Raw genomic sequence first — 14,637 nt, forward strand, 5'->3', positions numbered from 1 at the left:
ATCGACCCGATAGAAGGCATAGTTTCCCCCTCTTTAAATTCCAGACACGGTCGTGCCCATGCTAAAGCGCTTCGCACCCCTCGTGCCCCTCGCACTTGTGACCCTGCTTTTCGGCTGCGCAGCGCATAGCCCTGTTTCGCAGCAGCAGGTTGAGCAACCGGTTAGCGCCCAGCTTTCCAGCCAGTCCTCCCTCTCTTCGGTATTCGAAGAAGAAATGGCGACTGAAGAAGAGCTGCAAGACTTCGCCAGCAGCAAGCCATACCAGCTGCCAGCCCTGGCAGACAACATTCTTGAGCGTGGTATGTCCCTGATCGGTACCCGTTACCGTTTTGGCGGCACCTCCGAGAACACCGGTTTTGATTGCAGCGGTTTCATCGGTTACCTGTTCCGCGAAGAAGCTGGCGTGAACCTGCCGCGCTCTACCCGCGAAATGATCAACGTGAAGGCCCCGCTGGTTGCACGTAACAACCTCAAGCCGGGTGACCTGCTGTTCTTCAGCACCAACGGTCGCGGTCGTGTAAGCCATGCCGGGATCTACCTGGGGGATGACCAGTTCATTCACTCCAGCAGCCGCCGCAGCGGTGGTGTACGTATCGACAAGCTCGGTGATCGCTACTGGAGCAAGACCTTCATTGAAGCCAAGCGCGCCTTGGCCATGGCACCGACCGCGACCACCATCTCGCGCAACTGATCATGAACCGTTGCGGTATCACGGCGACGTAGCTGAAAAGCTCGTCGCCGTGCGTATTTACAGAAAGCGTCTAATCTAAATTCTCAACTATTTCCGGCCTAACGCCGGACGGCCTCAGACAGGATGTTCTGATCATGGCGATGAAGGCGCGCTTCGCTCTATTTTCCCTGCTGGCACTGCTCGGTGCCTGCTCTAGCCATGCTCCGGCCCCTAAAGTGGTCGAGCCCGTTGTCATGGCCCCTCAAGTGTATTTCTCCCCCGTTGCCGAAGATGTTCTGTTCCGCGCCCTGGGCCTGGTCGGTACGCCTTATCGCTGGGGCGGCAACACGCCGGATGCCGGTTTTGACTGCAGCGGCCTGATTGGCTACGTCTATCGTGATGCTGCAGGCATTGCACTGCCGCGTACCACGCGCGAAATGATCGGTATCCGTGGGCCAAGCATCGAGCGCGGCGCCCTGCAGTCCGGAGATCTGGTGTTCTTTGCCACCAGTGGCGGCGCTCAGGTCAGCCATGCTGGCATCTACGTCGGCGAAGGCCGCTTCGTTCACGCCCCCTCCGCTGGTGGCACGGTGCGCCTGGACTACCTGTCCAACAGCTACTGGAACAAGGCGTACCTGAATGCCAAGCGGGTCATTGTGCCTGCTCACCTGGCCCGCAACCCCTGACCTGTCGAGGTAAGCGATGACTGCGCAAACGCTCTACCTCGATGATGCTCTCTACCACTACCTGCAAGCGGTGTCCGTACGCGAGACGCCGTTGCTGGCACGCTTGCGCGTAGAAACCCAGGCATTGCCCGAAGCGCGATGGCAAGTAGCACCAGAGCAGGGCCAATTGCTGGCATTGTTGGTGCGGTTGATTGGTGCACAGCGGGTGATCGAGGTCGGAACGTTCACCGGCTACAGCGCCTTGTGCATGGCTCAGGCGATGGACCATGGGCAATTACTGTGCTGTGACCTGCCGGGCACCTACAACGACATTGCCTGGCATTACTGGCGCGAAGCTGCAGTGGCCGAGCGTATCGAGATGCGCTTGGGGCCGGCCTTGCAAACCCTGGCCACCTTGCCAGATGAGCGCTATGACCTGATCTTCATCGATGCCGACAAGGCCAATTACCCGCTGTACCTGGAGGAGGCGCTGCGCTTGCTGCGCACGGGCGGTCTGGTCGTGTTCGACAACACCCTGTGGAGTGGGCGGGTTTTACAGGAGCAGGCGGACAGTGACGATACGCGCGCGATCCAGGCACTGAACCTGGCGCTGAAAAATGATCCGCGCGTTGACCTGTCGATGCTGCCGATAGGCGATGGTCTGACACTCTGCCGTAAGCGTTTGTAGCCAGGCGCCGTTTCTTTGCTGCAGATCGCGGGGCTCGCTGCCAGTTGAAGGCTACTGGGCTTTGCTCACTCGCCAGATCTTGTTGCCCACATCATCGGCTACCAGCAAGCCGCCACGCTGATCATTGATTACACCCACCGGCCGGCCCATGGCCTTGCCTTCGTCACTGAGAAAGCCGCTGAGCAGGTCGATGGGTTTGCCCGCCGGTTTGCCGGCAGTGCTGAATGGCACGAAGATCACTTTGTAGCCGCTGTGCGGTTTGCGGTTCCAGGAGCCGTGTTGGCCGATGAAGGCGCCGTTTTCGAATGGCGGTGGCAGCACGCCGGGTTCAGCGAAGGTCAGGCCCAGTGAGGCGGTGTGCGGGCCGACGGCGTAGTCCGGGGCGATAGCCTGGGCGACCCGTTGTGGATCCTGGGGGCTGACCCTTTTGTCGATATTCTGGCCGTAGTAACTGTACGGCCAGCCATAAAAACCACCGTCCTTGACCGACGTGATGTAATCGGGCACCAGGTCGCTGCCGATCTCGTCACGCTCATTGACTGCCGTCCACAGCTGCCCGCTGTGGGGTTCCCACGCCATGCCGTTGGGGTTGCGCAGGCCGGATGCGAACAGGCGTTGCTTGCCGCTGGCGGGGTCGACTTCCCAGATCGCTGCGCGGCCTTTTTCCTTATCCAGGCCGTTTTCGCCGACATTGCTGTTGGAGCCGACGGTTACATAGAGTTTCGTGCCGTCGCGGCTGGCAATCACGTTTTTGGTCCAGTGATGATTCAAGGGGCCGCCGGGTAGAACGGCTACCAGGGTGCCGGGGCCTTGGATCGAGGTGGCGCCGGGCTGGTAGTTGAAACGCAGCAGGCGATCGGTGTCGGCCACATAAAAGTCGTTGCCGACCAGTGCCATGCCAAACGGCGAATTGAGGTTTTCGATAAAGGTCGTGCGCGTTTCGGCTACGCCATCATGGTCGCTGTCACGCAGCAGGCTGATGCGATTGGCGCTCGGCACTCCGGCACCGGCGCGGCTCATGGCCTTGCCCATGATCCAGCCGCGAATGCCTTTGCCATCTTCAGGCTTGGGTGGGGCATTGGTTTCAGCAACCAGCACATCGCCATTGGGCAGTACATACAGCCAGCGCGGATGATCCAGGCCTTCGGCAAAGGCTGCCACCTGAGTGCCTGCCGCCGCCACTGGCTTGGCACCCTGGGGCCAGCCGATGGCGGGGGCGACGTTAACGGTAGGGATCAAGGTTTTGTTCGGCTCGGGTAACTGCGGTGACGGACCGAAACCGTCGCTGACCTCCAAGCGAGCGGTTTCCCCGCAGCCACTCAAGCCGGCGGCAACCGCCAATAGCAACGCAATCCTGTGCATGCCCATGTCATTCCCCTTGCAAAGTTGACCACTGTAAAAAGTAGAGGCGGTCAGCCGGGCAGAGGTTCCTTCAATTACGCCTGCTTGAGCAGCAGGGCAATGCCGGGATGATAGTGTCCGGATTCGTTGTGCAGCTTGCGGTAGGCGTAGGGGAAGTACCAGGCGATGGCACAGGCGGTATGTTTCTGCAGGTCCTCGACCAGGTCCTGGAGTTCTTCAGGGCTGGCGTGCTGCCCGGCTTTCCAGGGGCTGGCAAACAGGGCTGCGATTTTCAGCTGGCTGGGGGCTGCTACGTAGCGGGCGGCGGCGACGCTTTCCTGCAGGGCGTTGTTCAGGTCCAGGCGGCCGATGCATGGCCAGCGTTGGCTGGCTTGCAGGTAGGCGGCTTCGCCCTGGCTGGCGATGTACAGGTCGCAGCGCGCCTCCCGCTCACCTTCGTCACGCTGCTTTTTGCTCTGGTGGTGTTGCAAGGTCACAAGCTCCGCTTGCCAGGCGGCGGTAGAAAGCAGGCTCAGGTTGGCTTGGGCGCCATGCCAGTACGGTGCCTGCGCGTCGCCCTGCACCTGATTGAAACGGTCAATGCAGGCTACCCAGCGTTCCAGGGCAGGGCGCAGGAATTCCAGGCGCGCGTTATTGATGATCAGACCTTGCATGTCGCTCTCCTTGTAGCTGTTGTAATTGAGCATAGCCAAGACATGGCTATTTGATATCACTGCGGGTACGTTGGCACAAGACCAAGCAGGCGCCATTGACCCACGTCGGTACTGCGCCTTTCATTGACGCTCCGGGTGCAACCCTCTAACCTTCGCGACTTGTTTCAGGTGCTCTGTGGGCGATGGCCTGGCAGGGTGAAACAGGGAAGCCGGTGGGTGCGCAAACGCGTGCGAGTCCGGCGCTGCCCCCGCAACGGTAAGTGAGTCAAGGCCGCGCACGGCCACTGGGTAATCGAGCCCGGGAAGGCGCGCGATCCTGGGTATTCGAACCCACTCACGAGCCCGGAGACCGGCCTGTTACAGCCAACGGCATCACGGAGGGTGATGCGCGTACTCTTCGGCCTGTGCCGCAGCCCCGCGCAATTCTCCGTTTGCCATATCCATTCATCTGTCGCCTGGTCATTACCTCGAAATTCGTGCAGCGCTGCGCTGCAGGAATCGTCGTGCAACGGCTGACAGTGGTTTGCGGAGACTTCGATGACTGAATCCACCGAGCGTGACGAACGCCACCTGGCACGAATGCTGCGCAAGAAGGCAGTAATCGACGAGCGTATTGCCAACTCGCCTAACGAATGCGGCTTGCTCCTGGTGCTCAGTGGCAACGGCAAAGGCAAGAGCAGTTCGGCCTTCGGCATGCTTGCCCGGGCCATGGGCCACGGCATGCAATGCGGCGTGGTGCAGTTCATCAAGGGCCGCAACAGCACCGGTGAAGAGTTGTTCTTCCGTCGCTTCCCCGAGCAGGTGCGCTATCACGTGATGGGCGAGGGTTTCACCTGGGAAACCCAGGATCGCCAGCGCGACATCGCCGCGGCCGAAGCCGCCTGGGCGGTTTCCCGTCAATTGCTGCAGGACCCTGCGATCACTTTCGTCGTGCTCGATGAGCTGAACATTGCCCTCAAGCATGGCTACCTCGATCTGGAACAGGTGCTCAGCGACCTGCAGGCGCGTCCGCCAATGCAACACGTGATTGTCACGGGGCGCGGTGCCAAGGATGAAATGATCGAGCTGGCTGACACCGTCACCGAGATGGGCATGATCAAGCATGCTTTCCAGGCAGGCATTCGTGCTCAGAAGGGCGTTGAACTATGAGTGACACGCGTCACTGCCCGGCGGTACTGATTGCTGCCCCGGCCTCCGGCCAGGGCAAGACCACCGTGACCGCCGCCCTGGCGCGACTGCACCGCAATCAAGGGCGCAAGGTCCGCGTGTTCAAGTGCGGTCCGGACTTTCTCGATCCGATGATTCTGGAGCGAGCCAGTGGTGCACCGGTGTATCAACTGGATCTGTGGATGGTCGGTGAGCAGGAAAGCCGGCGGCTGCTCTGGGAGGCTGCAGGCGATGCCGACCTGATTCTGATCGAAGGCGTCATGGGGCTGTTCGACGGCACGCCTTCGAGTGCCGACCTGGCCCGTCATTTTGCCGTGCCGGTGTTGGCAGTTATCGACGGCACGGCGATGGCTCAAACCTTTGGTGCCCTGGCGCTGGGGCTGGCTCGCTATCAAGCGGATTTACCCTTTGCTGGTGTGCTGGCCAACCGTGTCGGCACGCTGCGCCACGCGCAATTGCTCGAGGGTAGCCTGACTGAAGGGTTGCGCTGGTATGGCGGGCTGTCGCGGGAAACCGGCATCGAGTTGCCAAGTCGGCACCTGGGCCTGGTCCAGGCCAGTGAGCTCAATGATCTGGACGCTCGCCTCGACGCCGCAGCAGCAGCCCTGGCGGCCAGTTGTGAGTCGTCGCTACCGCCAGCAGTGGCTTTTGCGGCGCCGAGCGCACAGGCCATCGAACCTTTGCTCGAAGGACTGACCATCGCCGTGGCCCGTGATGAAGCATTTGCGTTCACCTATGGTGCCAACCTCGATCTATTGCGGGCCATGGGGGCAGAGCTGAGATTCTTTTCGCCACTGCATGAGCAAACCCTGCCGCCGGCTGACAGCCTTTACTTGCCTGGCGGCTATCCGGAGCTGCACCACCAGGCGTTGGCCGCGAACACCTCGATGCTCGCGGCGATTCGCAGCCATCATCAGGCCGGCAAGCCTGTGCTCGCTGAATGCGGCGGCATGCTTTATCTGCTCGATGCCCTGACCGATGTGGCCGGTGAGCGTGCCGAGCTACTTGGCCTGCTGGAGGGCGAAGCGGTGATGCAGAAGCGCCTTGCGGCACTGGCCCTGCAAGCGGTCGAGTTGCCCGAGGGCACCTTGCGTGGGCACACCTACCATCACTCGCTGACCACTACCTCGCTGCAGCCCATTGCCCGGGGTCTGAGCCCCAACGGCGGGCGCGGTGCTGAAGCGGTCTATCGCAGTGGTCGGCTGACGGCCTCCTATGTGCACTTCTATTTCGCCTCCAATCCTCTGGCTGCGGCGGCGTTGTTGAAACCATGAGCGACCAGGCCTTCTCCGACGCCGAGCGCGCAGCGGTCTACCGAGTCATCGGCGAACGCCGCGACATGCGTCACTTCATCCAGGGTGAGGTAGCGCCCGAACTGCTCGGGCGTCTGCTCCAGGCAGCCCATCAAGCACCCAGCGTCGGCCTGATGCAGCCCTGGCGCTTTATTCGTATCACTGACCGCGAGCTGCGTCAGCGCATCCAGGGCCTGGTGGAAACGGAGCGCGTGCGCACCGCCGAAGCACTGGGTGAGCGCTCCGACGCGTTCATGCAGCTCAAGGTCGAAGGTATTAACGACTGCGCCGAACTGTTGGTAGCGGCCTTGATGGATGATCGCGAGAAGCACATTTTCGGTCGTCGCACGTTGCCGGAGATGGACCTGGCTTCACTGTCCTGCGCAATCCAGAACCTCTGGCTGACCGCGCGCGCCGAAGGGCTGGGCATGGGTTGGGTGTCGCTGTTCGAACCCCAGGCCCTGGCCGAACTGCTGGGTATGCCGGCCGGGGCTAAACCGCTGGCGATTCTCTGCCTCGGCCCGGTCCAGGCGTTCTACCCGGCACCGATGTTGGTGCTCGAAGGCTGGACCACGGCGCGGCCGTTGAGCGAAATGTTGTTTGAAAATCAGTGGGGAGAGTCTTGATGAGCGTGGCGTTGCTGACCGTAGCCGGGGTGGCGCTGGATGCGTTGTTGGGCGAGCCTCAGCGTCGACATCCGCTGGTTGCGTTTGGTCGCTTGGCCAAACGCCTGGAGCAGCGCTTCAATGCGGCGGGCCGTGGATGGCGCAGCCATGGGGTCACTGCGTGGTTCCTGGCGGTGATTCCTTTGACCCTGTTGGCCACTCTGCTGTCCTGGCTGCCCTATATCGGCTGGTTGGTGGAGGTGTTGGCGCTGTACTGTGCCTTGGGGCTGCGCAGCCTCGGTGAGCACGTCACGCCGGTGGCAGACGCGTTGCGCAATGCCGATCTTGATGAAGCGCGCCGTCGCGTGGGCTTTCTGGTCAGCCGCGAAACCCGCGAGCTGGACGAAACCGCGGTGGCGCGTGCAGCGACCGAGTCGGTGCTGGAAAATGGCAGTGATGCGGTGTTTGCCGCGTTGTTCTGGTTTGTCGTCGCAGGAGCGCCAGGCGTAGTGCTCTATCGCTTGAGCAACACCCTCGACGCCATGTGGGGCTATCGCAACGAGCGCTTCGAGCGCTTTGGCTGGGCGGCCGCACGTATCGATGACCTGCTCAACTATATTCCTGCTCGGCTGGTGGCGCTGACCTACGCATTGCTGGGCAAGACCCGTCTGGCCCTTTCGTGCTGGCGCCGTCAGGCACCGTTGTGGGACAGCCCCAATGCCGGCCCGGTCATGGCCGCCGGTGCTGGTGCTCTCGGCGTGGAGCTGGGCGGCCCGGCGGTGTATCACGGTGAGCTGCATGAGCGTGCGCAACTGGGCGAAGGCCCGGTGGCTGATGCTGATGCGATCGATCGTGGCTGGCGCCTGGTTTGCCAAGGCGTATGGTTATGGCTGCTACTGTTGTGCCTGGGAGCCGAATTCTATGCTTGAACACGGTGGTCGTCTGCAGCGCGCAGTGCAGCACTACGGCATCCCTCGCGAGCAATGGCTGGACTTGTCCAGTGGTATCGCGCCTTGGGCCTATGCCATTCCAGACATTCCGCTGCGCGCCTGGGCACGTCTGCCGGAAACCGAAGATGGTCTGGAGCAGGCAGCGGCCGATTACTATCGAGTCCGCCAGGTACTGCCGGTAGCGGGCTCGCAGGCTGCGATCCAGGCCTTGCCGCAACTGCGCGGGCGCAGCAGGGTGGGGGTACTCTCGCCGTGCTATGCCGAGCATGCCGAGGCCTGGCGTCGTGCCGGCCATCAGGTCCTGGAAGTGCAGGGCGAGCAAGTGGACAGCCTTCTCGACAGCCTCGATGTGCTGGTGGTGGTCAACCCGAACAACCCTACCGGCTGTTTGTTCAAGGCTGAGATGTTGCTGGAATGGCATGCCCGTCTGGCCCGGCGTGGCGGTTGGTTGTTGGTCGATGAAGCGTTCATGGACAACACGCCGCAACACAGTATTGGCGCCGAGGCTGAGCAAGCCGGTCTTATCGTGTTGCGCTCCTTTGGCAAGTTCTTCGGTCTTGCCGGCGTGCGTCTGGGCTTTGTGTTGGCTGAGACAGCGCTCCTGCAGCGTCTGGCTGAACTTCTGGGGCCGTGGACCATTAGCGGGCCGACCCGCATTCTCGGTCAGGCCTGTCTGCTCGACAGTGCTGCGCACCAGGGTCAGATCAGCCGCTGTGCGGTGGCCAGTCAGCGCTTGGCAAACATGCTGATGACGGCAGGTTTCATCCCGGCTGGAGGCTGTGACCTGTTCCAGTATCTGCTTATCGACAACGCGGCGCAGTTGCATGAATTCATGGCGCAGCGCGGTATTTTGCTGCGCCTGTTCTTCCAGCCGCCTAGCCTGCGACTGGGTCTGCCCGCCACAGAGGCAGACTTTCAGCGCTTGGCGCAGGCGCTCAATGAATACCGCAAGGAGCACGCATGAGTACCTTGATGGTGCAGGGCACCACCTCCGATGCCGGCAAAAGCACCCTGGTGACCGCGCTGTGCCGCTGGCTGTTGCGCCAGGGCGTGGCGGTGGTGCCTTTCAAACCACAGAACATGGCGCTCAACAGTGCGGTGACCGCCGACGGTGGGGAAATCGGCCGCGCCCAGGCTGTTCAGGCGCAAGCTGCTGGCCTGGCTCCACACACCGACATGAATCCGGTGCTGCTCAAGCCCAACAGTGATACCGGGGCGCAGGTGATCGTTCACGGGCGTGCGGTTACCAGCATGAATGCGGTGGCTTATCACGACTACAAGGTTATCGCCATGCAGGCGGTACTCGAGTCTCACCAACGATTGAGTGCGCAGTATCCGATGGTGATGGTGGAAGGTGCTGGCTCGCCAGCGGAAATCAATCTGCGTGCCGGCGACATCGCCAACATGGGCTTTGCCGAAGCGGTGGACTGCCCGGTTATCCTTATTGCCGATATCAATCGCGGTGGTGTTTTCGCCCACCTGGTGGGCACCCTGGAGCTGTTGTCGGCCACTGAGCAGGCGCGGGTCAAAGGTTTTGTCATCAACCGTTTTCGCGGCGACATTGCCTTGCTGCAACCCGGCCTGGACTGGCTCGAAACACGTACCGGCAAGCCGGTGCTGGGGGTGTTGCCCTATGTGATGGATTTGCACCTGGAGGCTGAAGACGGTATCGACCAGCGCCAGGGCGAGAAGACGGCGCGGGCGCTGAAAGTGATCGTGCCGGTACTGCCGCGCATCAGCAATCACACCGACTTCGACCCGTTGCGCCTGCATCCGCAAGTCGACCTGCAGTTCATCGGTCCCGGTGAGCCCATTCCACCCGCCGACCTGATCATCCTGCCAGGCTCCAAAAGTGTGCGCGGCGATCTGGCGCAATTGCGCAGCCGAGGCTGGGACCAGGCGATCAGTCGCCATTTGCGTTATGGCGGCAAGATCCTGGGTATTTGCGGCGGGCTACAGATGCTCGGCCAGCGCGTGGACGATCCACTGGGGCTGGAAGGGCAGGCCGGCAGCAGTGACGGATTGGGCTTGCTCGATTTTGTCACGGTGCTCGAAGCAGAAAAGCAATTGCGCAACGTGGCTGGCACCTTGCAACTGGAGCAAGCGCCAATCAGCGGTTATGAAATTCATGCCGGTGTAACCCGCGGTGCAGCGCTTGAACATCCGGCCGTGTTGCTGGCCGATGGCCGCAGCGATGGTGCTATCAGCGCCGATGGCCAGGTTTTGGCGACCTATCTGCATGGCCTGTTCGAGAGCCCGCAATCGTGCGCGGCATTGTTGCGCTGGGCGGGCTTGCACGAGGTCGAGCACGTGGATTACCAGGCATTGCGCGAACGCGACATCGAGCGCTTGGCTGACTTGGTCGAGCAACATCTGGATACCCCACGCCTGCGTCAACTGTGCGGACTGAACTGACATGCTCAACCTGATTCTTGGCGGTGCCCGTTCAGGGAAGAGCCGCTTGGCCGAACAACTGGCCGAACGCAGTGGCCTGGCAGTGATTTACATTGCCACCAGCGAGCCGCTGGACGGTGAAATGAATGCCCGGGTGCAATTGCACCGTGAGCGCCGGCCAGACAGTTGGGGGCTCATCGAAGAACCCCTGGCCCTGGCCCAGGTGCTGCGCGCCAATGCCAGCGCCGAGCACTGCCTGTTGGTCGATTGCCTGACGTTGTGGCTGACCAACCTGCTGATGCTGGACAACCCGCAGCGTCTGCTCGCCGAACGCTGCGCCTTGCTGGAGTGCCTGGCTGAGCTTCCGGGTGAAATCATTCTGGTCAGCAACGAAACTGGCCTTGGTGTCGTGCCGATGGGCGAACTGACCCGGCGCTATGTCGATGAAGCCGGCTGGCTGCACCAGGCGATTGCCGAACGCTGCCAGCGGGTGGTGCTTAGCGTTGCCGGCCTTCCCCTTACTTTGAAAGGAACTGCACCATGAGTCAGACCTGGTGGCTTGATGCCTGCCGTGCCGTTGATCAGGCTGCCTGCGATCAGGCTTTGGCGCGTCAGCAGCAATTGACCAAGCCGGCCGGCTCCCTCGGACGCCTGGAACTGCTTGCGGTGCAACTGGCCGGCCTGCAAGGGCAGCTCAAGCCACGCCTTGATAATGTCAGTATCAGCATCTTTGCCGGTGATCATGGGGTGGTTGCCGAAGGTATCTCGGCGTATCCCCAAGCGGTTACCGGGCAGATGCTGCAAAACTTTGTCGGCGGTGGTGCGGCGATCAGCGTGCTGGCCCGTCAGTTGAATGCTCAACTGGAAGTGGTAGACCTGGGCACAATCGATCCTGACCTGAACCTGCCGGGTGTACGCCACTTGCGCGTGGGGCCAGGGACGGCGAATTTTGCCAAGGCGGCGGCGATGAGTCGGGCGCAGGGGCTGCAAGCCATGCAAGGTGGCCGTGATAGCGCGCTGCGAGCAGCTGCCAGCGGCGCCCAGCTGTTTATCGGTGGTGAGATGGGTATCGGCAATACCACCGCCGCCAGTGCCCTGGCGTGCGCCTTGCTCAAATGCCCGGCCAGCGACCTCAGTGGTCCCGGTACCGGACTGGACGCTGCTGGCGTTGCGCACAAGGCGCAGGTGATCGAGCGCGCACTGAAGGTGCATGGGCAACTGTCCGATGACCCTTTGCAGCAGTTGTTCTGTTTTGGCGGCTTCGAAATCGCGGCATTGGTGGGCGCTTATCTGGGCTGCGCCCAAGCTGGGGTCGCGGTGCTCATTGATGGCTTCATCTGTACCGTTGCCGCAATGGTGGCGGTACGAATCAATCCCGCGTGTCGGGACTGGCTGTTGTTCGGCCACTGTGGCGCCGAACCTGGACATCGTCGCGTGCTGGCGGAACTGAAGGGTGAGCCGGTACTGGAGCTTGGCTTGCGCCTTGGAGAAGCGAGTGGCGCGGCACTGGCGGTTCCCGTGTTGCGCCTGGCCTGTGATCTGCACGGGCAAATGGCGACCTTCGCTGAAGCAGCCGTGGCAGACCGTCCGGCATGATTATCGACCTGCTGCGTCACGGCGAAACCGAGCTGGGCGGCGGCCTGCGCGGCAGCCTGGATGATGCGTTGACAGCCAAGGGCTGGGAGCAGATGCAGGCGGCCGTCGCCAGTGCTGGCCCCTGGCAGGTCGTGGTCAGCTCACCCCTGCAGCGCTGCGCGCGTTTTGCTCAAATGCTCGGCGAGCAACGGTGCTTGCCAGTGCAATTGGCGCCTGGATTGCAAGAGCTGCATTTCGGTGAGTGGGAAGGGCGTAGCGCCGCGGACTTGATGGTTACCCATGAGCAACAGTTGGGTCAGTTCTGGTCAGATCCCTATGCCTATACCCCGCCTGGTGGCGAGGCTGTCATCGACTTCGCCAGCCGTGTGTTGGCAGCTATTGCCGATTTGCGTCGTGAGCATGCCGACAAGCATGTGTTGCTGGTTACCCATGGGGGCGTGATGCGTTTGCTGCTGGCACGTGCCAGGGGGCTGCCCCGTGAGCAGTTGTTGCAGGTCGAGGTCGGCCACGGCGCCTTGTACCGTCTTGAGCTGTTGGTCGACGGTACTCTGCGGGAAGTGCACTGAAATGCTGGGATTCTGGATTGCCTTGCAGTTCCTCAGCAGTTTGCCGGTGCGCCTGTCGGGCATGCCGACACCCGCGCAGATGGGCCGCTCGGTGCTGTTCTATCCACTTGTGGGGTTGCTGTTCGGGGTATTGCTCTGGGGCTTGCACGCGTTGCTCGAAGGCAGCCCGGTGCTATTGCATGCGGCCGTGCTGCTGAGCGCCTGGGTAGTGCTCAGTGGCGGCCTGCATCTGGATGGTCTGGCTGACAGCGCTGATGCCTGGCTCGGTGGTTTCGGTGATCGCGAACGTACTTTGGAAATCATGAAGGACCCGCGCAGCGGCCCCATTGCGGTGGTGACGCTGGTGTTGGTGCTGTTGCTCAAGTTTTGCGCGGTGCTGGTGCTGGTGGAGCGTGAGCAAGGTGTGTTGCTGATATTGGCGCCTGTGCTGGGGCGTGCGTCCTTGTTGGGGCTGTTTCTCTGCACCCCTTATGTTCGGGCCGGAGGGATAGGCCAGGCCTTGGCCGATCATCTGCCACGACGAAGTGGGGCATGGGTGCTCTTCGCCAGTTGTGTCCTGTGTGTGTGTATCGCAGGTCTGCAAGGTTTGTACGTATTGGTCGTCGCAGGCGTAGCCTTTTTCTGGTTTCGTCGAGTGATGATTCGGCGCTTAGGTGGGACTACCGGTGACACTGCCGGCGCCCTCCTGGAATTGCTGGAGTTGGCGGTTCTGCTCTGTTTGACCCTGTAATCGCTTGTAAACAGGGAGCCATTTTTCGGGTCGTATTCAGGCGTATGCTCGCCCGCTTCTGGGGCATAGAGGTGGCATATGCGAGGACTGTTGAAAAGCATGCTGGTAGCGCTGTGTTGTTTTGTCACCAGCGCCAAGGCTGCAGACTTGATCGACTTCTGGGATACCCCCCGCCACGGCGGCAACAGTTTCAACCGACTGCCGCCTGACCAGCCATATTTCCAGGCGCTCAGCGACTACGGGGCCACTTGGGTGCGTTTGTCTTATGACAAATGGCAGCCGGAAAATCGCGACTTTTTGTTGGGTGATGCGGACGGCTACAAAGGTCTGGCAGGGGCAGACCTTACGCAACTGCGCAAGGTCCTCGATGCTGCCCATGCTGCCGGACTCAAGGTGGTCATCGCGCCGCTGTCGTTGCCCGGTATGCGTTGGGCGCAGAACAACAGCAATCGCTTTGACGACCGACTCTGGCAGGACAAAGCCTGGTGGGATCAATCCGCTGACTTCTGGCGCGACCTGGCCACGCAACTCAAGGATCATCCGGCAGTCGCTGCCTACAACCTTATCAACGAGCCTGCGCCTGAAAAAATGGGCGGGCTGGCCGAGCACGCGCCACCTGCTGCCATGCGTGCCTGGTATCAGCAACAGCAGGGTAGCGCCCGTGATCTGCCGGCGTTGTATCGGCATATCATCACGGCCATTCGTGAAGTCGACCCGTTAACCCCGGTAATGGTCGATGCCGGTTGGTACGCAGCGGCTGATGCCTTTGCCTATTGGCCGCAAGCGTTGGCGGATAAGCGGGTACTGTACAGCTTCCATATGTATGAGCCTTATCAGGCCACCAGCGCACCTAACCTGGCTCGGGCGAAGCCTTATGCTTATCCAGGGCCGGTCCCTTTTGCCGGGCAGACCCAGAACTGGGACAGCGCCAGGGTCGAAGCTTACCTGCAAAAGCCTTTGCAATGGGCGCAAGCACAGCAGGTGCCGGCCAGTCGCCTGGTGGCCGGCGAGTTTGGTTGCATGCGGCGACTGGCGGGGTGTCGGCAATACCTTGAAGACGTGCTTGGCCCACTCGATCGAGCAAAATTGCATTGGGCTTTCTACAGCTTTCGTGAAGACAGCTGGGATGGCATGGATTACGAACTGGGTAACGCCAAAGTGCCCTGGGCGTACTGGCAGGCCATAGAGCAGCAACTTCCAGATCCGTTGAAGCGTCAGGCCACGGCTGAGTTCGAACCGATTCGTGAGCGCTTGCAGCCATAGCCTCAGTTGGAAGAAACACTTGCCGTGAGATTAACG

The 14,637-nt window shown here is 61.6% G+C and carries 16 protein-coding genes and 1 riboswitch; of the genes, 14 read left to right on the forward strand and 2 right to left on the reverse strand.

Translation table 11 applies throughout. The features are described 5' to 3' along the window. Positions 1-58: 58 nt before the first annotated feature. The 3 genes from V0R60_RS10515 to V0R60_RS10525 all read left to right on the forward strand — a co-directional run bounded on the left by V0R60_RS10515 (position 59) and on the right by V0R60_RS10525 (position 2,023). The gene (locus tag V0R60_RS10515) at positions 59-691 is read left to right on the forward strand and encodes a C40 family peptidase (RefSeq protein ID WP_136474985.1); all 633 of its coding nucleotides are present in this window, start codon (positions 59-61) and stop codon (positions 689-691) included. Between the two features lie 134 nt (positions 692-825). After that, entirely contained in the window at positions 826-1,356 is a 531-nt protein-coding gene (locus V0R60_RS10520) for a C40 family peptidase (RefSeq protein WP_136474986.1), read from the forward strand. Positions 1,357-1,372: 16 nt separating this feature from the next. Beyond that, entirely contained in the window at positions 1,373-2,023 is a 651-nt protein-coding gene (locus tag V0R60_RS10525) for an O-methyltransferase (protein WP_330079633.1), read from the forward strand. Positions 2,024-2,074: 51 nt separating this feature from the next. On the opposite strand, the gene V0R60_RS10530 is transcribed toward V0R60_RS10525, so the two are convergent. Then, positions 2,075-3,391, reverse strand: a complete 1,317-nt coding sequence (locus V0R60_RS10530; protein ID WP_330079634.1) for a PQQ-dependent sugar dehydrogenase — start codon at positions 3,389-3,391, stop codon at positions 2,075-2,077. Between the two features lie 68 nt (positions 3,392-3,459). Next, positions 3,460-4,038, reverse strand: a complete 579-nt coding sequence (locus V0R60_RS10535) for a hypothetical protein (protein ID WP_330079635.1) — start codon at positions 4,036-4,038, stop codon at positions 3,460-3,462. 149 nt (positions 4,039-4,187) lie between these two features. Further along, a riboswitch (cobalamin riboswitch) is annotated at positions 4,188-4,410 on the forward strand. A gap of 165 nt (positions 4,411-4,575) precedes the next feature. Here V0R60_RS10535 and cobO point away from each other — a divergent pair. The 11 genes from cobO to V0R60_RS10590 all read left to right on the forward strand — a co-directional run bounded on the left by cobO (position 4,576) and on the right by V0R60_RS10590 (position 14,601). Then, the gene (gene cobO, locus V0R60_RS10540; protein ID WP_136474990.1) at positions 4,576-5,187 is read left to right on the forward strand and encodes a cob(I)yrinic acid a,c-diamide adenosyltransferase; all 612 of its coding nucleotides are present in this window, start codon (positions 4,576-4,578) and stop codon (positions 5,185-5,187) included. Beyond that, a complete protein-coding gene (locus tag V0R60_RS10545; RefSeq protein WP_330079636.1) occupies positions 5,184-6,479 on the forward strand; it encodes a cobyrinate a,c-diamide synthase in 1,296 nt (431 codons plus the stop codon). The genes cobO and V0R60_RS10545 overlap by 4 nt, the downstream gene beginning before the upstream one ends. After that, positions 6,476-7,123, forward strand: coding sequence for a 5,6-dimethylbenzimidazole synthase (gene bluB / locus V0R60_RS10550; protein WP_330079637.1), 648 nt, complete (start codon positions 6,476-6,478; stop codon positions 7,121-7,123). The genes V0R60_RS10545 and bluB overlap by 4 nt, the downstream gene beginning before the upstream one ends. Next, positions 7,123-8,031: an adenosylcobinamide-phosphate synthase CbiB gene (cbiB, locus tag V0R60_RS10555; RefSeq protein WP_136474993.1), complete on the forward strand. Its 909-nt coding sequence runs from the start codon at positions 7,123-7,125 to the stop codon at positions 8,029-8,031. The genes bluB and cbiB overlap by 1 nt, the downstream gene beginning before the upstream one ends. Beyond that, positions 8,024-9,016: a threonine-phosphate decarboxylase CobD gene (gene cobD / locus V0R60_RS10560; protein WP_330079638.1), complete on the forward strand. Its 993-nt coding sequence runs from the start codon at positions 8,024-8,026 to the stop codon at positions 9,014-9,016. Before cbiB ends, cobD begins: the two co-directional genes overlap by 8 nt. Beyond that, positions 9,013-10,467: a cobyric acid synthase gene (locus V0R60_RS10565; protein WP_330079639.1), complete on the forward strand. Its 1,455-nt coding sequence runs from the start codon at positions 9,013-9,015 to the stop codon at positions 10,465-10,467. Before cobD ends, V0R60_RS10565 begins: the two co-directional genes overlap by 4 nt. A 1-nt stretch (position 10,468) precedes the next feature. After that, entirely contained in the window at positions 10,469-10,990 is a 522-nt protein-coding gene (cobU, locus tag V0R60_RS10570; protein WP_136474996.1) for a bifunctional adenosylcobinamide kinase/adenosylcobinamide-phosphate guanylyltransferase, read from the forward strand. Continuing rightward, positions 10,987-12,042 carry a nicotinate-nucleotide--dimethylbenzimidazole phosphoribosyltransferase gene (cobT, locus tag V0R60_RS10575; RefSeq protein ID WP_136474997.1) on the forward strand — a complete coding sequence of 352 codons (1,056 nt, stop codon included), beginning with the start codon at positions 10,987-10,989 and terminating at the stop codon, positions 12,040-12,042. The genes cobU and cobT overlap by 4 nt, the downstream gene beginning before the upstream one ends. Further along, the gene (gene cobC, locus V0R60_RS10580; RefSeq protein WP_136474998.1) at positions 12,039-12,608 is read left to right on the forward strand and encodes an alpha-ribazole phosphatase family protein; all 570 of its coding nucleotides are present in this window, start codon (positions 12,039-12,041) and stop codon (positions 12,606-12,608) included. Before cobT ends, cobC begins: the two co-directional genes overlap by 4 nt. Before the next feature lies 1 nt (position 12,609). Then, positions 12,610-13,338 carry an adenosylcobinamide-GDP ribazoletransferase gene (locus V0R60_RS10585; protein ID WP_330079640.1) on the forward strand — a complete coding sequence of 243 codons (729 nt, stop codon included), beginning with the start codon at positions 12,610-12,612 and terminating at the stop codon, positions 13,336-13,338. A gap of 99 nt (positions 13,339-13,437) precedes the next feature. Continuing rightward, a complete protein-coding gene (locus V0R60_RS10590; protein ID WP_330079730.1) occupies positions 13,438-14,601 on the forward strand; it encodes a glycoside hydrolase family 5 protein in 1,164 nt (387 codons plus the stop codon). The last annotated feature ends 36 nt before the right edge of the window (positions 14,602-14,637 follow it).

Source organism: Pseudomonas auratipiscis (assembly GCF_036324085.1).
Lineage (GTDB): Bacteria > Pseudomonadota > Gammaproteobacteria > Pseudomonadales > Pseudomonadaceae > Aquipseudomonas > Aquipseudomonas auratipiscis.